Source organism: Streptomyces sp. DSM 15324, from assembly GCF_001514285.1.
Lineage (GTDB): Bacteria > Actinomycetota > Actinomycetes > Streptomycetales > Streptomycetaceae > Streptomyces.
The window spans coordinates 131,859-153,157 of the sequence record NZ_KQ949027.1; the positions used below are offsets into that span (position 1 = coordinate 131,859).

A 21,299-nucleotide genomic window follows, 5' to 3' on the forward strand; every position below is an offset into this window, starting at 1 on the left:
GCTTTCGTAGCGGTACATCAGCTCCAGCCGCTGTTTCCCCTGTCCGGGGGGAGCAGCGGCTGCTGCGTAAGGAGACATGGACGTGACGACCCCCGCCAACGCCCCGTGGCTGATCGTGGGCCTCGGCAATCCCGGTCCTGAGTACGCCGGCAATCGCCACAACGTCGGTTTCATGGTGGCCGATCTGCTGGCCGAGCGGATCGGGGGGAGGTTCAAGCGGGCGGGCAAGGCGCAGGCCCAGGTGGTGGAGGGGCGGATCGGGCCGCCGGGGCCGGAGAACCGGCGGGTGATCCTGGCGAAGCCGATGTCGTTCATGAATCTGTCCGGTGGTCCGGTGAACGCGCTGCGTGACTTCTACAAGGTGCCGGTGGCGAACATCGTGGCGGTGCACGACGAGCTGGACATCGACTACGGCACGCTGCGGGTGAAGCTGGGCGGTGGGGACAACGGGCACAACGGTCTGAAGTCGATGACGAAGGCGATGGGTGCGGAGTACCACCGGGTGCGGTGCGGGATCGGGCGTCCGCCGGGGCGGATGCAGGTGGCGGATTTCGTGCTGAAGGATTTCTCGTCGTCGGAGCGCAAGGAGCTGGACTGGTTCGTGGACCGGGCGGCGGACGCGGTGGAGTGTCTGGTGATCGAGGGGCTGGAGCGGGCGCAGGGTACGTACAACTCGTGAGGTTCGCCCTCGGAGGTTGACTGACCGCTGAGGCTTGGCCAATGATCCCGGCCATGCCTGTCGCTGCTGTCCCGTCCCATCGCCGGAAGGGCCGTCCAGGCCGTCAAGACCGTCCAGGCCGTCCAGGCCGCAGGAGGGGTGCTCCTCCTCCGGCGCGTCGGGCGTCCGTGGCCGTCCTGCGTCTCGGGCGGCTCGCGGCGATGGGGGCGGTCGCGGCGCTGATCCTGTTCGCCGGGGTGTGGGGTTCGTGGGGTACGGCGCAGCAGGTGATGCTGACGAAGGGGCGGGAGCACGGCACGGTCGCGGTGACCTGGTGTGGTGCGCGGACCTGTTCGGGGCCGTACACGCCGTTGTCTCAGGGGTCGACGGCGCGGTCGCGGGTGGTGATCGAGAAGTCGGTGGCGGTGCGCACGGGGCGGACCTACCCGGTGCTGGTCAAGCCGGACGGTGACGAGGTGGTGCGGTCGGGTCCTGCGGGGGTGCTGTACGCGTGGGTGCCGATGGGGGGTGCGCTGTTGCTGGCGTCGGTGGTGGTGGCGGGCGGGTTGGGGCGGGTGCGGTGGGGGTGGGCGCTGGCGGGGTCGGGGGTGGCGTTGCTGACCGCCGCTTTCGTGGCGATCTGATCGGTTTCGGCGCGGTTCTTTGGTGGGTGGCGCCCTTATGTTGCCTGTTGGTGATTGACCGGCGGTCAAGGGCGGTTGGAAGCTGAGTCGCCCCCTCCACATCTTCCCTTTCGTCACTCGAAGATGGACTGCCTCATGCGTACCCTCACCCGGGCCGGAGTCGTCGCCGTCGCCTCCTCTGCGGCCCTGCTGCTGGCTCCCGCCGCCCACGCGGCCAAAGGCGACAACGGCGATGTGAAGACCCACCGGTCGACGACCGCCGAGTCCGACCGGCGTGACGAGCCCAAGGTCTGCGCGTTCTATCTGGACGCCTTCGACTTCGACGGGCTCCAGCAGGTCGCCTGGCACATCGAGGCCTGGGCGGACAACGACGCCGAGAAGGGCGAGACCGTAAAGTCGGGCTCGATCACGCTCGACTCGGACGGTCACGGCCGGACCCAGGATCTGTCGCTGCCCGACGGCCAGTACAAGCTGTTCTGGAACTTCGAGGGTGAGAAGGGGGCCGCGAAGCACAAGGTGTTCAAGGTGGACTGCGCGCAGGAGGGCGGCGGCGGTCCGTCCCCGTCGACCTCGCCGTCCGGGACGTCATCGGCGTCGCCGTCCGGTTCGCCGTCCGGTTCGCCGTCCGGCTCCCCCTCGGCCTCCACCTCCACCTCCCCCTCGGCCTCGGCTTCGCCCTCCGGGTCCGTCGAGCCCTCGTCCTCGTCGGGTGCGACTCCGTCCGCGGCGTCCACCCCGCAGGGCGGCACCGGCTCTCTCGCCGAGACCGGCAACGGGGCGCCCGTCGGTGTCCTGGCGGCCCTCGCGGCGGCGCTGGTGGGTGCCGGCGGTTACCTCGTGGCCCGGCGGCGCCGAGCCTGACGTACGGAAAAAGCCGGGTGCCCCCGAGCCGCGTACTTCTCCGAGGCTCGGGGGCACCCTTGCGTGTCTGTCGTCCTGGCTCAGCCGGTGTTGCGCAGGCCCGCCGCCACGCCGTTGACCGTGAGGAGCAGGGCGCGGGAGAGCAGCGGGTCGGGTTCGGCGCCCGCGGCCGCGGCGTCGCGCTGCCGCTTGAGCAGGGCCACCTGGAGGTAGGAGATCGGGTCGAGGTAGGCGTCGCGGATGCTGAAGGTCTGCTTGAGGACGGGGGTGGCGTCCAGCAGTTCGCGCTCGCCGGTGATCCTGAGGACCTCGGCGACGGTGAGCTCGTGCTCGGCCCTGATGCGGTCGAAGACGTGCTTGAGGTCGTCGGGGACGAGGGTGTCGACGTAGTGCTGGGCGATCCGCAGATCGGTCTTGGCGAGGGTCATCTCGACGTTGGAGATGAAGTTGCGGAAGAAGTGCCACTGTTCGCGCATCTCGTCGAGCACGGTGTCGAGGCCCGCCTCGCGCAGGGCCTTCAGGCCGGAGCCGACGCCGTACCAGCCGGGGACGATCTGGCGGGACTGGGTCCAGCCGAAGACCCACGGGATGGCGCGCAGCCCGTCGAGCGAGACGCCCGATCCGGGGCGGCGGGAGGGCCGGGAGCCCAGGTGCAGGTCGGCGAGCTGGTCGACCGGCGTGGAGGCGAGGAAGTACGTCGGCAGGTCGGGGTCCTCGACCAGCTCGCGGTACGCCGCGTGCGCCGCGTCGGAGACGACGTCCATCGCGGCGTCCCAGCGGGCGAGTGCCTCGACGGACTGGCGGGGCGCGGTGTGCAGGGCGGAGGCCTGGAGCGTGGCGGCGACCGTCAGTTCCAGGTTCTCCCTGGCCAGGGAGGGGATGAGGTACTTGTCGGAGATGACCTCGCCCTGTTCGGTGACCTTGATCTCGCCTTCGAGGGTGCCCCAGGGCTGGGCGAGGATCGCGTCGTGCGAGGGGCCGCCGCCGCGGCCGACGGTGCCGCCGCGGCCGTGGAAGAGGCGCAGGCGCACGCCGTAGCGGTGGGCGACGTCGCGCAGTCGGCGCTGGGCGCGGTGGATCTCCCACTGGGAGGTGGTGATGCCGCCGAACTTGGAGGAGTCGGAGTAGCCGAGCATGACCTCCTGGACGTCTCCGCGCAGCGCGACGAGGCGCCGGTAGGAGGGGTCGGAGAGCATGTCCTCCAGGATGGTGTCGGCGGCCTTGAGTTCGTCGGTGGTCTCCAGGAGGGGCACGATGCCGATCTTGGCCCAGCCTGCGTGCAGGTCGACGAGGCCGGCCTCGCGGGCGAGGACAGCGGCGGCGAAGACGTCGTCGGCGCCCTGGCACATGGAGATGATGTACGACTCGATGACCTCGGGTCCGAAGACCTCGAGGGCCCGCTTGACGGTGAGGAAGACGCCGAGGGTCTTCTCGCCGGCCGCGTCGACGGGGGCCGGGGTGGGGGCGAGCGGCCTGCGGGAGCGCAGCTCCTTGGCCAGCAGCTTCGTACGGTATTCGCGGGGCATGTCCACGTACCGCCAGGACTCCTCGCCGAGGCGGTCGAAGAGCTGGCCGAGGGCGTGGTGGTGGGCGTCGGCGTGTTCGCGGACGTCCATGGTGGCGAGCTGGAGGCCGAAGGCGGCCAGGGTGCGGATGGTGCGGTTCATGCGGCCGTCGGCGAAGAGGCCGCCGCGGTGCTCGCGCAGGGAGCTCTGGACGAGGGTGAGGTCCGCGAGGAGTTCGCCGGTGCCGAGGTAGTCGCGGCCGGGCTCGTGCGGGGTGCCCTTGGCGAGGCGCTGCTTGGTGTTCTCCAGCTTCTGCCGGATGCAGGTGGCCTTGAGGCGGTAGGGCTCCTCGGCGTTGAGGCGCTTGTAGCGGGGGCTGATCTCGGGCAGGCGTTCGAGGTCGGCCTTCAGGGAGTCGAGCAGTTCTTCCGTCGCGCCGGTGTAGCGGATGGAGTTCGACAGGAAGCCGCGCAGTTCGTCGATCATCTCCAGGGCGTCGTTGATGCCGTGTTCGTGCTGGAGGATCAGGACGTCCCAGGTGACCTGGGGGGTGACGTTGGGGTTGCCGTCGCGGTCGCCGCCGATCCAGGTGCCGAAGGTGAGCGGGCGGGTGTCCTCGGGGAGGTGGACGCCGACCCGCTCCAGCTCGGAGGTGAGGTCCTCCAGGACGTCGCCGACGGCGTTCGCGTGCAGCTCGTCGAGGTAGTAGATCGCGTTGCGGGCCTCGTCGGCGGGCTCGGGGCGCACGACGCGCAGTTCGTCGGTCTGCCAGACGAGGTCGATGTTCTCGGCCAGGCGCGTGTCGTGGCGCCGGCGGTCGGCCTCGATGACGGGGGTGTCCAGGAGCGCGGCGATGCGCCGGAGCTTGTTCAGTACCGACCGGCGCGCGGCTTCGGTCGGGTGGGCGGTGAACACCGGGCGCACGTTCAGGTTGCGGACGCTCTCCCGGACGTGGTCGGGGTCGGCGTCCTTGAGGCGGTCGGCGGTGCGGGCGAGGAGACCGCCCTCGGCGGCGCGCCGGGCGCGCAGCTCGCGGCCGCGGTGGACCTGCTCGGTGACGTTGGCGAGGTGGAAGTAGGTGGAGAAGGCGCGGACGAGCTTGGCCGCGGTCTCCAGTTCGGTACCGCGCAGCAGCTCGGCGGCGGCCTCTCCGTCCTCGCGGGTCAGACGGCGGACCTTCTCGACCAGGTCGAGCAGCTCGGGGCCCTCCTGCCGGACGAGGGTCTCTCCGAGGAGGTCACCCAGTCGGCGGATGTCGGCCCTCAGTTCGGTACTGGTGGTCGCCGTGGACTCGGTCTGGTCGTCGGCACTGCTCACAGGTGCGGCTCCTTGCAGTGGTGAAGCTCGTCTGAGGCTCGTCTGGGCGGGCCCGGGACCGTCCTGGCGGCGGGTGCCGCATACGGGCCGGACATCCGGGAAGAAAACAGAGCGGACCGCGCTGTCCGACCGTCACCAAGGATAGGTGGCGGACGGGACGCGCAGACGGTCGGGCTTCTTGCCGCCGGGCAGCGCACTGCCATACTTACGATGCCGTAGGTTACGGAACCGTAGGAAGCTGTACACGGCATCCTGCGTGAGGTGGCCGTGACCCGGCGACCTGCCACACCATCCTCGAACCCCCCAGGGGACGCCCCATGACCACGAGCTCCGATGTGATCGACGACGCCCCGAAGGCGAACGACGGCGCTCCACTTCCCTCCGCGACGCTCGGTGGCGAGCAGAAGCGTTCGCTGGAGCAGATCACCCTTCTCCTCTTCATCATCGTTCCGTTCCTGGCGCTGCTCGCGGCGGTGCCGCTGGCCTGGGGGTGGGGGGTCAGCTGGCTGGACCTGGGCCTGCTGGTCTTCATGTACTACCTGGGGTGCCACGGCATCACGATCGGTTTCCACCGGTACTTCACGCATGGTTCCTTCAAGGCGAAACGGCCGCTGAGGATCGCGCTGGCGGTCATGGGGTCGATGGCCGTGGAGGGGCCGCTGGTGCGCTGGGTGGCGGATCACCGCAAGCACCACAAGTTCTCGGACGCGGAGGGCGACCCGCATTCGCCGTGGCGGTTCGGGGAGACGGTCCCGGCGTTGATGAAGGGCCTGTGGTGGGCGCACATCGGCTGGATGTTCGACGAGGAGCAGACCCCGCAGGACAAGTACGCGCCGGATCTGATCAAGGACGGGGCGATCCGGGCCGTCTCGCGGCAGTTCATCCTCTGGACGGTGGTGTCCCTGGCGATCCCGCCGCTGGTGGGCGGGCTGGTGACGATGTCCTGGTGGGGCGCGTTCACGGCGTTCTTCTGGGGGTCGCTGGTGCGGGTGGCGCTGCTGCACCACGTCACCTGGTCGATCAACTCGATCTGCCACGCGGTGGGCAAGCAGCCCTTCAAGTCGCGGGACCGCTCGGGCAACGTGTGGTGGCTGGCCGTGCTGTCCTGCGGTGAGTCCTGGCACAACCTGCACCACGCGGATCCGACGTCGGCGCGGCACGGTGTGATGCGGGGGCAGCTCGACTCCTCGGCGCGGCTGATCCGGTGGTTCGAGGCGTTCGGGTGGGCGTACGACGTGCGCTGGCCGTCACGCTCGCGTATCGATTCGCGTCGCAACACGGACGCGGACGGCTCCCGGCGCCGGAAGGCGGCCGCGAAGGCGGCATGATTGACGCCGTGGCGACCGACTCCAGCAGTACCCCCAGTCCAGGCGGCGAAGCGAAGCCGCGGCGCGCCCGGCGCACCCGGATGACGGGGGCCGAGCGGCGCCAGCAGTTGCTGGAGATCGGTCGCACCCTGTTCGCGGCGAAGGGCTTCGAGGCCACGTCGGTGGAGGAGATCGCGGCGAAGGCCGGGGTCTCCAAGCCGGTGGTGTACGAGCACTTCGGCGGCAAGGAGGGGCTGTACGCGGTCGTCGTGGACCGGGAGATGCGGCGGCTGCTGGACATGGTGACGAGTTCGCTCACCGCCGGTCATCCCCGTGAGCTGTGCGAGCAGGCGGCGTTCGCGCTCCTCGACTACATCGAGGAGTACACGGACGGGTTCCGGATCCTGGTCCGGGACTCCCCGATCCCGCAGTCGACGGGGTCCTTCGCCTCGCTGATCTCGGACATCGCCACCCAGGTGGAGGACATCCTGGGGCGTGAGTTCAAGAGCCGCGGTTTCGATCCCAAGCTGGCGCCGCTGTACGCGCAGGCGCTGGTGGGGATGGTGGCGCTGACCGGCCAGTGGTGGCTGGACGTGCGCCGGCCGAAGAAGGCCGAGGTCGCGGCCCATCTGGTCAATCTGGCCTGGCACGGGCTGGACGGGCTGGAGGCGAAGCCGCACCTCATAGGTCGCCGCAAGGCCTAGCCCGTTCGCTCGCCCGCCCGTGCTCGCCCGGCGTCTCCGGGCTCGTCCGCCCGTGCTCGGTGCCTGCTTGTGTGCCCGTACGTGTCAGTGCTTGAAGATGTCCTTCGTCTTCTCCTTGGCCTGGCGGGCGTCGCCCTTGGCCTGTTCGGCGCGGCCCTCGGCCTCCAGCGGCACGTCGCGCGTCGCCCGGCCGACTGCCTCCTTGGCCTTGCCCTTGAGCTGTTCCTTCTTCCCCTTGGCCTTCTGGTCGCCTGCCATGGTGGTTCACCCCTCGGTTCGTCGGGCCGCGGTTGCGTCGGCACCGTCCCGAGTGGCCGGTGCGCCGCTCCTCAAACACGGGTGCGAGGAACTCTGGCCGGTCGTCTCACGCCCCCTTGGTGGCGACGGCGAACAGGCGGCGGAAGGGCAGGACGGTGCCGTACGGGGTGCGCGGGTAGGCCTCGCGGAGCAGGTCGCGGTACTCGGTGACGAAGGCGTCCCGGGCCTCGGGGTCGTCGGCGAGGGCGTCGAGGGCGGGGCGCAGTCCGGTGCCCTTGACCCAGTCGAGGACGGGGTCCTCGCCCGTGAGGACGTGGTGGTACGTCGTCGTCCAGACGTCGGTGGCACAGCCGAGGCGGGCGAGGCGGTCGAGGTAGACGCCGGGGGCGTGGACGGAGTCCGCGGGGCGCAGGACGTGGGCGAGGCGGTCCTTCCAGCGGGGGGTGTCGCCGAGGGCGCGCATGAGGGCGTGCAGGGGGGCGTCGGTGTTGTGGGGGACCTGGAAGGCGAGGGTGCCGCCGGGGGCGAGGCCGTCGAGCCAGGCGGGGAGGGCGTCGAGGTGGCCGGGGACCCAGTGCAGGGCGGCGTTGGAGATCAGCAGGTCGTAGGTCTCGCCGGGGGTCCAGGTGGTCAGGTCGGCGTGGGCGAAGTCGAGGCGCGGGCCGGCGTGGGCTGCGGCGTCGGCAAGCATCTGCGGGGAGTTGTCGTAGCCGGTGATGCGGGCGGTGGGCCAGCGGTCGGCGAGGACGGCGGTGACGTTTCCGGGGCCGCAGCCCAGGTCGGCGATGCGGGGCGGGTCGCCGGGGAGGTCGGGGACGCGGGCGAGGAGGTCGTGGAAGGGGCGGGCGCGGTGGCCGGCGTGGCGGAGGTACTGGGCGGGGTTCCAGGAGGGGTTGGTCGTCATACCCGTAACCTTCCCCCCGCATTTCTCTTGACGTCAAGAGACTTGGCGACAAGAGACTTGACGTCAAGAGACTTCATGTCGACACAACCACTACACTGACCGCCATGGAGGACGAGGTCGATCGGCTGGTCGCAGCGTGGCGCCGGGAGCGCCCCGACCTCGACGTGGAGCCGCTGGAAGTACTCAGCCGGGTGAGCAGACTGGCCCGGCATCTGGACCGGGCGCGCCGGCTGGCGTTCTCCGAGCATCAGCTGGAGCCCTGGGAGTTCGACGTGCTGACCGCGCTGCGGCGTGCGGGGGCGCCGTACCAGCTCTCCCCCGGGCAGCTGCTGACGCAGACGCTGGTGACCTCGGGCACGATGACGAACCGGATCGACCGGCTCGCGAAGAAGGGCCTGGTGGAGCGGCTGCCGGACCCGAGCGACCGGCGCGGTGTGCTCGTCCGCCTCACCGACGACGGCAAGGACCGCGCCGACCAGGCGCTGGCCGGACTGCTCGACCAGGAACGGGCGATCCTGGCCGAGCTCTCGCACGCGCAGCGCGGCGAACTGGCCTCCCTGCTACGCCAGCTGACCGCACCGTTCGACAACATCCCCGGCTGAGGGCCCGCCGGGCGGATCCAGGCGGAACAGGGCGGATCAGGGCGAAGACGCGGGGCCCGGCCCGCTCACGCGGCCGGTCAGGCGCTGTGGGTTTCCTCCGCCCTGATCTGCCCGGCAGGCCCCAGGTCCACCGGTCCCACGCCCGCCCTGCGGGCCAGGGCGACGGCGGCCAGGGTGGAGTGGACGCCCAGTTTCCCGAGGACGTTCTGCATATGGGTGCGGACGGTGTGCGGGGACAGGAAGAGGCGCTCGGCGACGGCTTTGCGCCCCAGGCCCGCCACCATGCACCGGAGCACTTCGCGTTCCCTCGGGGTGAGGGACTCCACGAGCCGCTCGCTCTCGGTGCGGTGCTTGCGGGCGGCGGTGAGTTCGCGCAGGACGCCGGTGAGCAGGGCGGGCGGCAGATGGGTCTCCTCGCGCAGCACCCCGCGGATGACGGTGAGCAGCCGTGACAGCGAGCAGTCCTTGGCGACCCATCCCGAGGCCCCGGCCTGGAGGGCGAGGGCGGCGCGGCGCGGGTCGTCCTTCTCGGCGAGGACGACGACCCGGACATGGGGCTGGCCGGAGCGCACCCCCGAGACCAGGGAGATCCCGTCGACGAGCCCGTCCTCTCCCACCTCGTGCACGGGCGCGGCGGGCCGTATACCGGGCAGCGCACCGCCCGGACCACCTCCCGCTCCCGCTCCGGCGCCGAGATCGGCGTCGACGAGCAGCACGTCGTAGCGGCGTCCCTCGGCGGCCGCGCGCTCCAGGCTGCGCAGCGCCGCGGGGCCGCTGCCGGCCGCGGAGACGTCGACGTCGGGCTCCGCGGCGAGCGCCGCGGCGAGCGACTCGGCGAAGATGCGGTGGTCGTCGACGACCAGGACTCGGATGCGAACCACGAAACCCCCTTCCCCAGGCTCCTGTCCGGAGCAGGGGATACCCCAAGGTCCTCAGAGACGGAGAACGACGACCGGCGCGGGTACGACGCCCGGAGGGGATGGGGGTCACCGCACGGCCGCCGCCGTGCAGAGACTGCTACCCCGACTCCGGGCGCCGTACCCGACTGTCTCGCCCCCTGATCGGCACCGGCCCCCACCGGTGCTGTTCATCAGGGTAGGGCTGTGGGCGGGCGGCGGAAGGAAAAACACAGAACTGGTTGGCCAGGGCGTTTATGGTGTGCCGCATGTTTCGTCTTGAGACAGAAGTCGACAGCACCAGGCGCGATCTTCTTCGCTCGCGGCTCCGCGACACCAACACGGCGGCCTCTCCCGTCCTGCGGGCGCTGCGCGGCACCCCCGCCGAGCGGGAGACCCCGCTGCACGTGTGGGCCGCGGACGCGGACGGGGAACTGGCGGGCGGGCTGGTCGGTCACACGTGGACGGCCTGGCTGCACGTGGCCCTGCTCTGGGTGGACGAGCGCCACCGGGGCTCAGGCCTCGGCAGCCGGCTCCTCGGCGAGGCGGAACGGGTCGCGGTCGAGGAGCGGGGCTGCCGTCACGTCCGTCTGGAGACCTGGGACTTCCAGGCGCCGGACTTCTACCGGCGCCTGGGCTACGACGTGGTGTGCGTGATCGAGGACTATCCGCCGGGCGTCACGGAGTACACGCTGACGAAACGGCTGGGGTGAGGCGGAGGGGTCCCGCCCCGGTCCCGCCCCACCCCGTTCGTCCTGACGGCCGGTCAGATCAGGCGGCGGGCTCCCGCCGAGGGGACCGCCTCGAAGACGCGGGGAGCCGTGTGGCCGGCCGCGGCGAAGGCCTCCTCGATCGCCTTGGTGAGGGTGTCGACCTCGGCGGTGTCGGCGAGGACGATCGCGGAGCCGCCGAAGCCGCCGCCGGTCATCCGGGCGCCGAGGGCGCCGTGGGCGACGGCGGTGTCGACGACCAGGTCCAGCTCGGGGCAGGAGACCCGGAAGTCGTCGCGCAGGGAGGCGTGGCCCTCGGTGAGGACCGGGCCGACGGCGCGGGTGTCGCCGGCCTCCAGCAGGGCGACCGTGCGTTCGACGCGCGCGTCCTCGGTGACGACGTGGCGGACCAGGCGGCGGACCTCCTCCTCGTCGCCGAGGCGGGCGAGGGCCGCATCCAGGTCGGCGAACGGGACGTCCCGCAGGGCGTCGACGCCGAGCAGGGCGGCGCCCTTCTCGCAGCCCTCGCGGCGCTTGCCGTACTCGCCGGTGCTGTGGGAGTGCTTGACCTGGGTGTCCACGACGAGCAGCCGCATCCCCTCGGCCGCGAGGTCGAGCGGGATCTGCTTCTGGGACAGGTCGCGGGTGTCGAGGAAGAGGGCGTGGCCCTCCTCGCAGCAGGCCGAGGCCGTCTGGTCCATGATCCCGGTGGGGGCGCCCACGTAGACGTTCTCCGCGCGCTGGCACAGGCGGGCGAGCTGCCAGCGTTGCAGGCCCAGTGCGTAGAGGTCGTTCAGGGCGAGGGCCACGACGACCTCGATCGCCGCCGACGAGGACAGGCCCGCGCCGGTCGGGACCGTCGAGGTGAGGTGGATGTCGGCGCCGGTGACCGGGTGGCCGGCCTCGCGCAGCGCCCAGACGACCCCCGCGGGGTACGCCGTCCAGCTCGCGTCGGACTCCGGGACGAGGTCGTCGAGGCGGAGCTCGGCGACACCGCCCTCGATGTCGGAGGAGTGCAGGCGCAGGACTCCGTCCTCGCGCCGGGAGACCGCGGCGAGCGCCTGGTGCGGCAGCGCGAAGGGCATCACGAAGCCGTCGTTGTAGTCGGTGTGCTCACCGATGAGGTTGACGCGCCCGGGCGCGGCCCACACCCCGTCGGGCTCGGCGCCGTACAGCCCGGCGAACGCCTCGCGCACTTCCTGTGCCGCCACTGCTGCCGCCACTACTGCTCCCTTGCGATGTGCTGAGCGAACTCCCAGGCGTCCGCGACGATTCCGGCGAGGTCCGCGCGGGAGGGGTTCCAGCCCAGCCGTTCACGGGCGGTGGCCGCGGAGGCGACCAGGACGGCCGGGTCGCCGCCCCGGCGGGGGGCCACGATCTCCGGGATCGGGTGGCCGGTGACCTCGCGGACGGTTTCGATGACCTCGCGGACCGAGAAGCCGTTGCCGTTGCCCAGGTTGCAGATGAGGTGCTCGCCCGGGGTGGCGGCGGCGACGGCGAGGAGGTGGGCCTCGGCGAGGTCGGCGACGTGGATGTAGTCGCGCACGCAGGTGCCGTCGGGGGTCGGGTAGTCGTCGCCGTAGACGGAGATGGCCTCGCGGCGGCCCTGGGCGACCTGGAGGACGAGCGGGATGAGGTGCGACTCGGGGTCGTGGCGCTCGCCGTGCGCCCCGTAGGCGCCCGCGACGTTGAAGTAGCGCAGGGAGACCGCGCCCAGGCCGTGCGCCGCCGCCTCGCCGGTGATCATGTGGTCGACGGCGAGCTTGGTGGCCCCGTAGGGGTTGGTGGGCTTCGTCGGCGCGGTCTCGACGATCGGGACCTGCTCGGGCTCGCCGTAGGTGGCGGCGGTGGAGGAGAAGACGAGCTTGCGCACGCCCGCGTCGCGCATGGCGGCGAGCAGGGCCATGGTGCCGCCGACGTTGTTGTCCCAGTACTTCTCGGGCTTCACGACGGACTCGCCGACCTGCGAGGACGCGGCGAAGTGCAGGACGGCGTCGAAGGAGGCGTCGAGCCACTTGGCGGCGTCGCGGATGTCGCCCTCGACGAAGGCGGCGCCGGCGGGGACGCCCTCGCGGAAGCCGGTGGAGAGGTTGTCGAGGACCACGACCTCGTGCCCCGCCTCCAGCAGGTGCTGGGCGACGACGCCGCCGACGTAGCCGGCCCCTCCGGTCACCAGGTACTTCATGAACTCGCTACCTCTCGCAGTCGCTCGGCCGCGCGCTCCGGTGGCACGTCGTTGATGAAGACGTTCATGCCGGATTCGGAGCCCGCGAGGAACTTCAGCTTGCCGGACGTCCGGCGGATGGTGAAAAGCTCGAGGTGGAGTGCGAAGTCGTCGCGGTTGACGCCGTCGAACTCCTCCAGCGCGCCGAACGGCGCCTGGTGCCAGGCGGCGATGTAGGGCGTGGGCGGTTCACCGTCACCGAAGATACGGTCGAAGCGCCGCAGAAGTTCCAGGTAGACCTTGGGGAACTCCGCGCGGGCCTCCTCGTCGAGCGCGAGCAGGTCGGGGACGCGGCGCTTGGGGTACAGGTGCACCTCGTACGGCCAGTGCGCCGCGTACGGCACGAAGGCGACCCAGTGTTCACCCTCCAGGACGACCCGCTCGCCCGCGAGTTCACGCTCCAGGACGGCGTCGAAGAGGTTCTCCCCGCCGGTGGCGTCCTTGTGCGCGGCGACCGAACGCAGCATCAGGGCGGTGCGGGGGGTGGTGAACGGGTAGGCGTAGATCTGCCCGTGCGGGTGACCCAGTGTCACACCGATCTCGGCACCGCGGTTCTCGAAGCAGAAGACCTGGTCGACGGAGGGCAGATGCGACAGCTCGGACGTCCGGTCCGTCCACGCGTCGAGGACGAGGCGCGCCTGCTCCTCGGTGAGGTCGGCGAAGGACGCGTGGTGGTCGGAGGTGAAGCAGACCACCTCGCACCGCCCGGAGTCGCCGGCCAGGGAGGGGAAGCGGTTCTCGAAGACGACGGCGTCGTACGACGAGTCCGGGATCTCGCTGAGCCGCTCGCCCTGGGAGGGGCACAGCGGGCATTCGTCGGCAGGCGGGTGGTAGGTGCGCCCCTGCCGGTGCGAGGCGATCGCGACCGAGTCGCCCAGCAGCGGGTCCCGGCGTACCTCCGAAGTGGTGACCGTGGGGTCCAGCGGACGCCGGTCCACCGCGTCGCGTACCGAGTCGTCCCGCAGGTCGTAGTAGATCAGCTCACGACCGTCGGCCAGCCGGGTCGAGGTCTTCTTCACCGCGACTCTCCATTGCCAAGTAAGTGCCTAGTAAGTGCCAAGCAGGTACCGAGTAAGACTTCAAACAGAACCGCACACATAGAAACATAAACACGCGCGGGAAGTAACCCCCCACAACCAAACAAAGACCACCAGAACAAGGTGAGCTCCGGATGCAGACCCCCCCACACCCCGTGCAGCTGGCAGCCGAGCTGCGGCTCCCCACGAACGCGCTCGACTACACGATCCTCGGCATCTACTTCGTCGTCGTCCTGGGCATCGGCTTCGCCGCCCGCAAGTCGGTGAAGACCAGCCTCGACTTCTTCCTCTCCGGGCGCTCGCTGCCCGCCTGGATCACCGGCCTCGCCTTCATCTCGGCCAACCTCGCCGCCACCGAGATCCTCGGCATGGCCGCGAACAGCGCCCAGTACGGCGCCTACACCGTGCACTGGTACTGGATCGGCGCCATCCCCGCGATGGTGTTCCTCGGCCTGGTGATGATGCCGTTCTACTACGGCAGCAAGGTCCGCTCGGTGCCCGAGTTCCTGCTGCTGCGCTTCGACCGGGGGGCCCATCTGCTCAGCTCGGTCCTCTTCGCCTTCGCGGCGATCCTCATCGCGGGCGTCAACCTCTACGCGCTGGCGATCGTCGTGGAGGCCCTGCTGGGCTGGCCGCAGTGGGTGGCCATCGTGGTCGCGGGCTTCTTCGTCCTCGCGTACATCACCCTGGGCGGCCTGTCCTCGGCGATCTACAACGAGGTGCTCCAGTTCTTCGTGATCCTGGCCGCGCTGATCCCGCTGTCGGTGCTCGGCCTGAAGCGGGTGAACGGCTGGGACGGCCTCACCGACAAGCTGACCGCGACCCACGGGGAGAACTTCACGACCGCCTGGGGCGGCACCGGCATCGGCAGCGACAACCCGCTGGGCGCGAACTGGCTCACGATCGTGCTCGGCCTCGGCTTCGTCCTCTCCTTCGGCTACTGGACGACGAACTTCGCCGAGGTCCAGCGCGCCCTGTCGGCGAAGAACCTCTCCGCCGCCCAGCGGACGCCGCTCATCGCCGCGTACCCGAAGATCTTCATCGTGTTCCTGGTGATGATCCCGGGCCTGGTCGCGGCGGCCCTCATCCCGGGGTTCGGCACCGGCGACTCCGGCTACCAGTACAACGACGCGATCCCGTTCCTGATGGTGGAGCTGCTGCCCAACGGCGTGCTCGGCATCGCGGTGACCGGTCTGCTCGCGGCGTTCATGGCCGGCATGGCGGCCAACGTGTCCTCCTTCAACACGGTGTTCACCACCGACATCTGGGCGAAGTACGTGGTGCGCGGCCGCGAGGACGCGTACTACGTCCGCTTCGGCCGGCTGATCACCGCGATCGGGGTCGCCGCCTCGGTCGGGACGGCCTTCCTGGCCTCCTCCTTCTCCAACATCATGAGCTACCTGCAGACGCTGTTCTCCTTCTTCAACGTCCCCATGTTCGTGGTCTTCATCGTGGGGATGTTCTGGAAGCGCGCGTCGAAGAAGTCGGGCTTCTGGGGGCTGCTCGCCGGCACCACCGCGGCGATGGTCAACTACTTCGTCCTCTACAAGCAGGACGTCATCGGCATCCCCACCGACCAGGGCGCGAACTTCGTCTCCGCCATCGCCGGGTTCGTGGCCGGAGCGGTCGTCATGGTGGCGGTCTCGCTGTTCACCGCGCCCAAGCCCGACGAGGAGCTGCAGGGCCTGGTCTACGGCACCCGCTCCCCCGGCATGGCCGAACCCCCCGCGGCCGGCGACGACGCCTGGTACCGCAGGCCGGCCCTGCTGGGCTGGGGGGCCGTGATCCTGGCGGCGGCCTGCTACATCCCGTTCTCGATCTGAGCCCGCTCGCGCCCCGCGCGGGGGACCTCCGCGCGCGGGAGACTGGAGAGACCATGTCCGAGCACTTCGACCCCGAGGAACGCCACGAGGCCGCCGAGCGGCTGCGGCGCGCCGGGTACTCCGAGGCCGACGTCCAGCGCGAGGTCACCGAGCTGGAGCAGAAGTCGGCGACCGCGGCCCGCATCTTCGACCTGCGCCGCATCATCGGCGGCCTGTTCGTCCTGTACGGCGTCATCCTCACGCTCACCGGCCTGACCGACAGCGACGCCGAGATCGACAAGGCCCAGGGCGTCAACATCAACCTCTGGACCGGCGTGGGGATGCTGCTCCTCGGCGTCTTCTTCCTGGTGTGGCTGTGGCTGCGCCCGGCGTCGGCCCCGGCCCCGCCGCTGCCGGCCCCGGAGGGGACGCCGTCCGACTGACGTGCTGGAGCAGCCCGGCCCGCGCCAGGAAGTCGGACACGCGCGCGGTCTCCTCGGGGGAGAGCGGGACCTGGGGCTCGGCCGTCGCCGGGCAGTCGATGACACCACGCAGACGCAGGGCCGTCTTGAACGCGCCCAGGGCCGCCGAGCCGGCGCCCATCCGGCCCGGGTCGCCGACGGACACCATGCCGAACAGGGCGCACAGCCGCTCCTGTTCGGCCCGACCGGCTTCCGGTGCCGGTGCCGGCGCCGGCGCCGGCACCGGACTGTGCCCCGGGACCGGCCAGCGGTGCGGAACGACCGGTGGGCAGTCCCCACAGCGACCGGTCAGCAGTCCGCAGCGGCCGGTCAGCAGTCCGCACAGCGACCGGTCAGCAGTCCGCAGCGGCCGGTCAGCAGTCCGCAGCGGCCGAGCGGTCCGCATGCGACCCGCAGCGCCGTCCGCAGCGACCCGTCAGCAGTCCGCAGCGGTCACCCGTGAGAGTGATCGGCGTCGGCGCGGTCGAGGCGCAGTGGGCCCGCGCGGTCCAGCAGGCCGGTGCGGGCGGCCAGGGCCGCCGCCTCCAGCCGGGAGCCGACGCCGAGTTTCATGAGGACGCGCTGGACATGGGTGCGGGCCGTGGAGGGGGCGATGCCCATGCCGGCCGCGATGAGGCGGGTGTCCTCGCCGTCGGCGACCCGGACCAGGACCTCGACCTCGCGCGGGGTGAGCAGTTGCAGAAGCCGCTGCCCCTCGTCGTCGGGCTGGGCGGCGGGGTTGAGGAGTTCACCGAAGGCGCCCTGGAGGAGCTGTGGGGCGACCGCCGCCTCACCCGCCCTCGCCTTCATGATGGCCCGCTCGACGCCCTCGATGCGCTCGTCGTGGCGTACGTAGCCGGAGGCGCCCGCGGCGAACGCGGCCGCGATGCCCCGGGGGCTGGGCACCGGCCCGAGGACCACGACCGCGACCTGCGGGCGCTCCCGCTTGATCCGGACCACCGGGTCGAAGATGCCCGGCTCGGCCGGTGCCGCCGTCCCGAGCAGGCACACCTCCGGCGCCCGGGTGATCACCAGCTCCGCCGCCCCCGCGGCGGGCGCCGCCGCGGCGAGCACCCGGTGCCCCCGCAGCTTCAGCGCCGAGGCCAGCGCCTCGGCGAGCAGTCGGTGGTCGTCGACCACCATCAGCCGCACTCCCATCGGCAACCCCCCAGTCCCCCCACGGAACACAACAAGACGGAACACAGCAGAACTGTCGCAACAGACAAAAGGTGCCCCCCGGCACCCCGTCCTTCATGCCCCCGGAAGCTACACGCTTGTTCGACGTTGCGCTCCCCCTACCGGCGAGAAGTGCCCCGGATCGTCGAAATTCCTCGCATTCGAGGGTGATGAGCGGTAAGTGCACGGCCCCGCCCCTGAGCAGGGGCGGGGCCGTGCGTCCGGACGGGCCGGTACGGCTCAGCCGGAGGTGCCGAACGCGATCGCCAGGTACCCCTTGTCGCCGCCCGTGCCGGCGTCGGCGTAGGTGTCCGCAAGATACAGCCGGCCGTCGGAGTAGAGGATCTCCGAGTACTCGGGGGACATGTCGCTCTCCATCTCCCGGGCGTCCTCGGAGTCCGTGTTCTCCAGCAGCGTGGTCTCCTTGAACGAGCCGCCGTCGATGCTGACGACCTGTCCGCCCTTGTCGTACGGCGGCTCCTTGTAGGCGATCACGTTGCCGCCGTCCATCCGCAGCGGGAAGAGCGTGTAGTCGGTGCCGGAGTCGGCGCGCTGGCCGGTCTGCTTGCCGGTGGCGAGGTCGAAGGCGACGATCGAGTTGCCGCGGGCGCCGTTGTCGTCGCGCTGCTCGGTCGCGACGTACAGCCGGTCGTTGCCGACGGTCAGGCCCGTGCAGGCCTCGGGTGTGTCGATGCTGTCGCACTCGGCCGCGTACTCGTCGCCCGGCGCGGAGATCCGGGTGCGCAGGGCTCCGGTCTTGTTGTCGATGGAGAAGAAGTCCGAGATGCCGCTGCCGTCACCGGCGCTGTCGCCGACGTCGGCGGCCACGACCAGCGGGTCCGTGGAGACCACGCCGACGTACTCGATGTCGGTGGCCATCTTGTACTCGGAGAGCACCTTCCCGGAGGCCGGGTCGATGGTCTGGATGTGCAGCTGCGGCGCGTCGTACGCCCCGCACTTGCGCACCGCCACCAGCTTGGCGCCGCCGCCGTAGCCGGCGTCGTAGCAGGTGTCCGAGGTCTTGGGCGCCCACAGCACCTTGCCGCTCGCGATGTCGAAGGCGGCGCCGCCGTCGGTGCTGCCCACGGCGACGGTGTTAGCGCTGACCGTCACGTTGTCGAAGTCGATCAGGGCGTCACCGGAGTTGACCGTCTTCGTCCACAGCTGTCTGCCCGCCTTGAGGTCGATCGCCGCGACCTGGGTGCAGCCGGCGGTGGAGTCCTTCGGGGGCATCTTCGGCTGGAACACGATCGCGGTGCGGCCGTCGTCGTTGGTCCGGCGGCTCGCCGCGCACACCGGGCCGGGCAGCTTCACCGTCCACAGCTTCGTGCCCTTGTCTCGGTCGTAGCCGACGATCTCGGCGACCCCGCTCTTCACATACGCCTTGTCGGTCAGCCAGGAGCCGTCCACGGCCACGCTGTCGTCCTTGGCGACCGTGGGCATCGGCAGCTGGAAGAGGGCCTTGGCGCCCGGGTCGGAGGGCACCTTCTCGCTGCCCTCGGCGACCCCGCCCTTGTCGTCACCGCCGGTGCCGCCGCCGGTGCCGCCGGAGGCCGTGGGGGCGTCCTGCCCGCCGCCGGAGGACTGCGCGTACCAGACCCCGCCGCCGATGATCAGCGCGATCGCCGCGACCGCGGCGACGATGATCACCATCGAGGCGTTCATCCTCCGCCCGCCCGCCGGGGCGGCGGGCGCGATCGGCTGCATCGGCACGGTCATCGGCTGCCCGGGGTAGCCGTAGCCGGGCTGCTGCCCGTAGGGGCCCGGCGCGCCGTACGGGGACGGCTGCTGGGGGGCGGCCCCGGGGTAGCCGTAACCGGGCTGGGGCTGCGGCGCGACGGCCGGGTAGCCGTAACCGGGCTGGGGCTGCGGCGCGACGGCCGGGTAGCCGTAACCGGGCTGGGGCTGCGGGGGCGTCGGCTGCCCGTAGCCCGGCTGGGGCGCCGGCTGGGGCTGCGGACCTTGGGACGCCTGAGCCGCTTGAGCCGTCTGGGCCACCTGGGCCGCTTGGGACGCTTCGGACGCCTGGGCGTTCTTCCGGAGCTGGTCCGCCACCGCTGCCTGGTGCGGCATGGGGCCCCCGGGCGACTGGCTGAGTTGCGGGCCCTCGGGCGGGGCGGGCGGCGGCTCCGGCGGCCGAAACGGCGGGGCACCCGCGGGCGCGGGGTCCTGCGGTACGGCGTCCTGCGGCGCGGGCGCCTGCGGTACGGCGTCCCGCGGTGCCGCGTCCTGCGGCGGTTCGGGCGGGCCGAAGGCACCCTGCTGCGGGGGCTGGTTCGGGGGAGAGGGCGGAGGCGGCGGCTGCGTCATGGTGTGGATTTCCTCGGCGGAGGCGGAACGCTCGGCGAAGCGCGGCGGGGGGACGACGGGACGGAAAGGGCGTGGAGGGGTCCGCTCACCTGCCGTAGGCGAGCATCAGCTTCTCCTTCCCGTCGTCCTCGCCGGTCAGCTGGGTGGAGGAGAGGTAGAGACGGCCGTCGGCCCAGGCGCGGTCGCCGCCCGAGAAGCCGTTCTCTAGGTCGACCGTGCCCGCGGGCAGCCGGAGCAGCGTCGCGGGGATGTGCGCGGATCCGGCCGTCGGGACGGACACCACGCGCCCGCCCGCGTCGGAGGACGGCTCGACGTACGCCACGAGCTTGCCGCTCCCGGTCGTCATCGGTGTCATCGGCTCGCCGGTGGGCGACTTCACGCGCCACTTCTCCTTGCCGGTGGAGAGGTCGATCGCGACGATCTCGTTGGCGGAGCCACTCGCGTCGGTGGGCAGGTAGAGCGTGTTCGCGTCGACCGCCGTGCCCAGGCAGCCGGTGAGGTCGCTGTCGAAGAGCGCCCAGCCGCACTGCGGGTCGAAGTCCTCGTCGACACCGACCTGCGAACGGAAGCCGCCGTCGGCCTTGAACGTCGAGATGTTCCAGCTGTTCTTGTCGTCGTTGGTGCTGTAGACGACGAGCGGGTCGAGGGAGTACACCCGCTCGACCTCCCAGCCCTTGTCGAGCTTGCGGGTCCACTTCGCCTTGCCGGTGGCCGCGTCCAGCTCCTTCAGCTCGACGTGTTCGTCGGCCTTCAGCGCGGCGCAGGACGCCACCATGACCAGCCGGGTCCCGCCCGCGAACGCCTTGGGGAAGCAGGAGTCGCCGTACTTCTCGATGTCGTACAGCTTCTTGCCGGTGCGGGCGTCGTACGCCACCCCGGACTGCGAGCGGCCCACGACCAGCGTGTTCCCGGCGAGGGACAGCCCGATGTCGCTGCCGACGCTGTCGAAGAGCTGCCCGTCCGCGACCTTGGCGGTCCAGCCCTTGGCGCCGGTGGCGAGGTCGATCTGCTGGAGCTGGTTGCACTGGGCGCGGTCGCTGACCCCGCTCATGTACGCGACGACGATCTTGTCGTCGGCGGTCCTGTCGCGGGTGACCGAGCAGATCTTCTGAGGGAAGGTGACGGGGTCCCAGGCCGGCTTGCCGTCGACGACGCCGTACGCGACGACCTCCTTGTAGGCGGCCTTGGCCGCCACCTTCGAGGTGATCCACATGCCGGGCGCGTCGGCGCCGTCGGCGGGGGCGTCCGGTGCCTCCTTGTACCAGAGCACCTTGGCCTCACCCGCCTTGCGGCCCGCGTTGAGGTCCTGCGGGTCGGCACCGCCGTCTCCGCTGCCGTCGCCGGGGTTGACCGGGCTGTCGCTCGCGCCCTTGTGGTCCTCGCTCGCGTCGGCGACCGGCTTGCCGCCGTCGTCGCCGCCGCGGGTGACCGCGAAGACGACCCCGCCGATCACCAGGAGCGCGGCGACCGCGGCGGCCACGACCATCGCGGTGCGCCCCTTGTAGGGGCCCCGCGAGCCGGGGCCGGGCGGCGGGGTGCCGGGGGCGCCGGGGAACAGGGGCGGGCCGGGCGGCTGGCCGTACCCCGGCTGGGGCTGCGGGGCGTACGGGCCGGCGGGCGGTCCGTAGGGTCCCGGCTGCTGCCCGTACGGCCCCTGCGGCTGGGGCGGTCCGTACGGTCCCGGTGCGGCCGGCGGGCCGTAGGGTCCCGCCTGCTGCGGATAGCCGTACCCGGGCGCCTCCTGCGGGCGGGGCGGCATCTGCGGTGCTCCGAAACCGCCCTGCTGCGGCGGCTGATCAGGCGGCTGGGCCATCAGCGTCTTCCCCCTTGTCACTGATTTTTGGCCAGCCCTTTGTATCACCTGGCCGGTACACCGAAACGGCCCGGATCCGCCCCTGTACCCAAGGGAGGACCGGGCCGTGA

At 71.4% G+C, this 21,299-nt stretch carries 19 protein-coding genes and 1 pseudogene; 9 read left to right on the forward strand and 11 right to left on the reverse strand.

Annotated elements, in window-relative coordinates; genetic code table 11:
• The first annotated feature begins 76 nt into the window (after window positions 1-76).
• The 3 genes from pth (at window position 77) to AQJ58_RS17370 (ending at window position 2,163) form a co-directional block, all read left to right on the forward strand.
• Complete coding sequence (pth, locus tag AQJ58_RS17360; RefSeq protein ID WP_067251120.1) at window positions 77-679, forward strand: aminoacyl-tRNA hydrolase; 603 nt, start codon at window positions 77-79, stop codon at window positions 677-679.
• 41 nt (window positions 680-720) lie between these two features.
• Window positions 721-1,302, forward strand: coding sequence for a hypothetical protein (locus AQJ58_RS17365; RefSeq protein ID WP_079078992.1), 582 nt, complete (start codon window positions 721-723; stop codon window positions 1,300-1,302).
• A gap of 135 nt (window positions 1,303-1,437) precedes the next feature.
• Complete coding sequence (locus AQJ58_RS17370; protein WP_067251124.1) at window positions 1,438-2,163, forward strand: LPXTG cell wall anchor domain-containing protein; 726 nt, start codon at window positions 1,438-1,440, stop codon at window positions 2,161-2,163.
• 80 nt (window positions 2,164-2,243) lie between these two features.
• Here the strand turns inward: AQJ58_RS17370 and ppc are convergent, their stop codons facing one another.
• Complete coding sequence (gene ppc / locus AQJ58_RS17375; RefSeq protein WP_067251126.1) at window positions 2,244-4,985, reverse strand: phosphoenolpyruvate carboxylase; 2,742 nt, start codon at window positions 4,983-4,985, stop codon at window positions 2,244-2,246.
• A gap of 317 nt (window positions 4,986-5,302) precedes the next feature.
• Here ppc and AQJ58_RS17380 point away from each other — a divergent pair, with 317 nt between their 5' ends.
• Together AQJ58_RS17380 and AQJ58_RS17385 are read left to right on the forward strand one after the other, a co-directional pair.
• Window positions 5,303-6,313, forward strand: a complete 1,011-nt coding sequence (locus AQJ58_RS17380; RefSeq protein ID WP_067251127.1) for an acyl-CoA desaturase — start codon at window positions 5,303-5,305, stop codon at window positions 6,311-6,313.
• Window positions 6,310-6,996 carry a TetR/AcrR family transcriptional regulator gene (locus tag AQJ58_RS17385; protein WP_067251129.1) on the forward strand — a complete coding sequence of 229 codons (687 nt, stop codon included), beginning with the start codon at window positions 6,310-6,312 and terminating at the stop codon, window positions 6,994-6,996. Before AQJ58_RS17380 ends, AQJ58_RS17385 begins: the two co-directional genes overlap by 4 nt.
• An 84-nt stretch (window positions 6,997-7,080) precedes the next feature.
• On the opposite strand, the gene AQJ58_RS40815 is transcribed toward AQJ58_RS17385, so the two are convergent.
• Together AQJ58_RS40815 and AQJ58_RS17390 are read right to left on the reverse strand one after the other, a co-directional pair.
• Complete coding sequence (locus tag AQJ58_RS40815; protein WP_079078993.1) at window positions 7,081-7,254, reverse strand: CsbD family protein; 174 nt, start codon at window positions 7,252-7,254, stop codon at window positions 7,081-7,083.
• A 106-nt stretch (window positions 7,255-7,360) separates the two neighbouring features.
• Complete coding sequence (locus AQJ58_RS17390) at window positions 7,361-8,158, reverse strand: trans-aconitate 2-methyltransferase (protein ID WP_067251131.1); 798 nt, start codon at window positions 8,156-8,158, stop codon at window positions 7,361-7,363.
• Window positions 8,159-8,262: 104 nt separating this feature from the next.
• On the opposite strand from AQJ58_RS17390, the gene AQJ58_RS17395 reads away from it, so the two are divergent.
• Entirely contained in the window at window positions 8,263-8,760 is a 498-nt protein-coding gene (locus tag AQJ58_RS17395) for a MarR family winged helix-turn-helix transcriptional regulator (protein ID WP_067251132.1), read from the forward strand.
• Between the two features lie 77 nt (window positions 8,761-8,837).
• On the opposite strand, the gene AQJ58_RS17400 is transcribed toward AQJ58_RS17395, so the two are convergent.
• Window positions 8,838-9,641 carry a response regulator transcription factor gene (locus AQJ58_RS17400; protein ID WP_067251134.1) on the reverse strand — a complete coding sequence of 268 codons (804 nt, stop codon included), beginning with the start codon at window positions 9,639-9,641 and terminating at the stop codon, window positions 8,838-8,840.
• A 272-nt stretch (window positions 9,642-9,913) separates the two neighbouring features.
• Between AQJ58_RS17400 and AQJ58_RS17405 the strand changes: the two genes are divergently transcribed.
• Complete coding sequence (locus AQJ58_RS17405) at window positions 9,914-10,369, forward strand: GNAT family N-acetyltransferase (RefSeq protein ID WP_067251136.1); 456 nt, start codon at window positions 9,914-9,916, stop codon at window positions 10,367-10,369.
• A 53-nt stretch (window positions 10,370-10,422) separates the two neighbouring features.
• On the opposite strand, the gene galK is transcribed toward AQJ58_RS17405, so the two are convergent.
• From galK to galT, 3 genes are read right to left on the reverse strand one after another with little or no spacing between them, the layout of a single operon-like run.
• The gene (galK, locus tag AQJ58_RS17410) at window positions 10,423-11,577 is read right to left on the reverse strand and encodes a galactokinase (protein ID WP_067251137.1); all 1,155 of its coding nucleotides are present in this window, start codon (window positions 11,575-11,577) and stop codon (window positions 10,423-10,425) included.
• Window positions 11,578-11,588: 11 nt separating this feature from the next.
• Window positions 11,589-12,551, reverse strand: a complete 963-nt coding sequence (gene galE, locus AQJ58_RS17415; protein ID WP_067251139.1) for a UDP-glucose 4-epimerase GalE — start codon at window positions 12,549-12,551, stop codon at window positions 11,589-11,591.
• Window positions 12,548-13,609, reverse strand: a complete 1,062-nt coding sequence (gene galT, locus AQJ58_RS17420) for a galactose-1-phosphate uridylyltransferase (RefSeq protein WP_067251141.1) — start codon at window positions 13,607-13,609, stop codon at window positions 12,548-12,550. Before galT ends, galE begins: the two co-directional genes overlap by 4 nt.
• Window positions 13,610-13,761: 152 nt before the next feature.
• Here galT and AQJ58_RS17425 point away from each other — a divergent pair, with 152 nt between their 5' ends.
• Both AQJ58_RS17425 and AQJ58_RS17430 read left to right on the forward strand, forming a co-directional pair.
• A complete protein-coding gene (locus AQJ58_RS17425; RefSeq protein ID WP_067251143.1) occupies window positions 13,762-15,450 on the forward strand; it encodes a sodium:solute symporter family protein in 1,689 nt (562 codons plus the stop codon).
• A 53-nt stretch (window positions 15,451-15,503) separates the two neighbouring features.
• Window positions 15,504-15,872 (forward strand): hypothetical protein, encoded by a 369-nt coding sequence (locus AQJ58_RS17430; RefSeq protein ID WP_067251145.1) that lies wholly within the window; start codon window positions 15,504-15,506, stop codon window positions 15,870-15,872.
• Window positions 15,873-15,879: 7 nt separating this feature from the next.
• Here the strand turns inward: AQJ58_RS17430 and AQJ58_RS44440 are convergent.
• The 4 genes and pseudogenes from AQJ58_RS44440 to AQJ58_RS17445 form a co-directional block, all read right to left on the reverse strand.
• Window positions 15,880-16,104: pseudogene (locus tag AQJ58_RS44440) on the reverse strand (dihydrodipicolinate synthase family protein); the annotation flags it as partial.
• A 239-nt stretch (window positions 16,105-16,343) separates the two neighbouring features.
• Entirely contained in the window at window positions 16,344-17,048 is a 705-nt protein-coding gene (locus tag AQJ58_RS17435) for a helix-turn-helix transcriptional regulator (protein ID WP_079078994.1), read from the reverse strand.
• A 258-nt stretch (window positions 17,049-17,306) separates the two neighbouring features.
• Complete coding sequence (locus tag AQJ58_RS17440; RefSeq protein ID WP_067251149.1) at window positions 17,307-19,376, reverse strand: outer membrane protein assembly factor BamB family protein; 2,070 nt, start codon at window positions 19,374-19,376, stop codon at window positions 17,307-17,309.
• A gap of 85 nt (window positions 19,377-19,461) precedes the next feature.
• Window positions 19,462-21,189 carry an outer membrane protein assembly factor BamB family protein gene (locus AQJ58_RS17445; RefSeq protein ID WP_067251150.1) on the reverse strand — a complete coding sequence of 576 codons (1,728 nt, stop codon included), beginning with the start codon at window positions 21,187-21,189 and terminating at the stop codon, window positions 19,462-19,464.
• Window positions 21,190-21,299: the final 110 nt, after the last annotated feature.

Bases quoted from the DNA above. Each gene is read 5' to 3' on its own strand.
- pth (WP_067251120.1), top strand. From the start codon at position 77: ATGGACGTGACGACCCCCGCCAACGCCCCGTGGCTGATCGTGGGCCTC.
- AQJ58_RS17365 (WP_079078992.1), top strand. From the start codon at position 721: ATGATCCCGGCCATGCCTGTCGCTGCTGTCCCGTCCCATCGCCGGAAG.
- AQJ58_RS17370 (WP_067251124.1), top strand. From the start codon at position 1,438: ATGCGTACCCTCACCCGGGCCGGAGTCGTCGCCGTCGCCTCCTCTGCG.
- AQJ58_RS17380 (WP_067251127.1), top strand. From the start codon at position 5,303: ATGACCACGAGCTCCGATGTGATCGACGACGCCCCGAAGGCGAACGAC.
- AQJ58_RS17385 (WP_067251129.1), top strand. From the start codon at position 6,310: ATGATTGACGCCGTGGCGACCGACTCCAGCAGTACCCCCAGTCCAGGC.
- AQJ58_RS40815 (WP_079078993.1), bottom strand. From the start codon at position 7,254: ATGGCAGGCGACCAGAAGGCCAAGGGGAAGAAGGAACAGCTCAAGGGC.
- AQJ58_RS17390 (WP_067251131.1), bottom strand. From the start codon at position 8,158: ATGACGACCAACCCCTCCTGGAACCCCGCCCAGTACCTCCGCCACGCC.
- AQJ58_RS17395 (WP_067251132.1), top strand. From the start codon at position 8,263: ATGGAGGACGAGGTCGATCGGCTGGTCGCAGCGTGGCGCCGGGAGCGC.
- AQJ58_RS17405 (WP_067251136.1), top strand. From the start codon at position 9,914: ATGGTGTGCCGCATGTTTCGTCTTGAGACAGAAGTCGACAGCACCAGG.
- galE (WP_067251139.1), bottom strand. From the start codon at position 12,551: ATGAAGTACCTGGTGACCGGAGGGGCCGGCTACGTCGGCGGCGTCGTC.
- AQJ58_RS17425 (WP_067251143.1), top strand. From the start codon at position 13,762: ATGCAGACCCCCCCACACCCCGTGCAGCTGGCAGCCGAGCTGCGGCTC.
- AQJ58_RS17430 (WP_067251145.1), top strand. From the start codon at position 15,504: ATGTCCGAGCACTTCGACCCCGAGGAACGCCACGAGGCCGCCGAGCGG.
- AQJ58_RS17435 (WP_079078994.1), bottom strand. From the start codon at position 17,048: ATGGGAGTGCGGCTGATGGTGGTCGACGACCACCGACTGCTCGCCGAG.
- AQJ58_RS17440 (WP_067251149.1), bottom strand. From the start codon at position 19,376: ATGACGCAGCCGCCGCCTCCGCCCTCTCCCCCGAACCAGCCCCCGCAG.
- AQJ58_RS17445 (WP_067251150.1), bottom strand. From the start codon at position 21,189: ATGGCCCAGCCGCCTGATCAGCCGCCGCAGCAGGGCGGTTTCGGAGCA.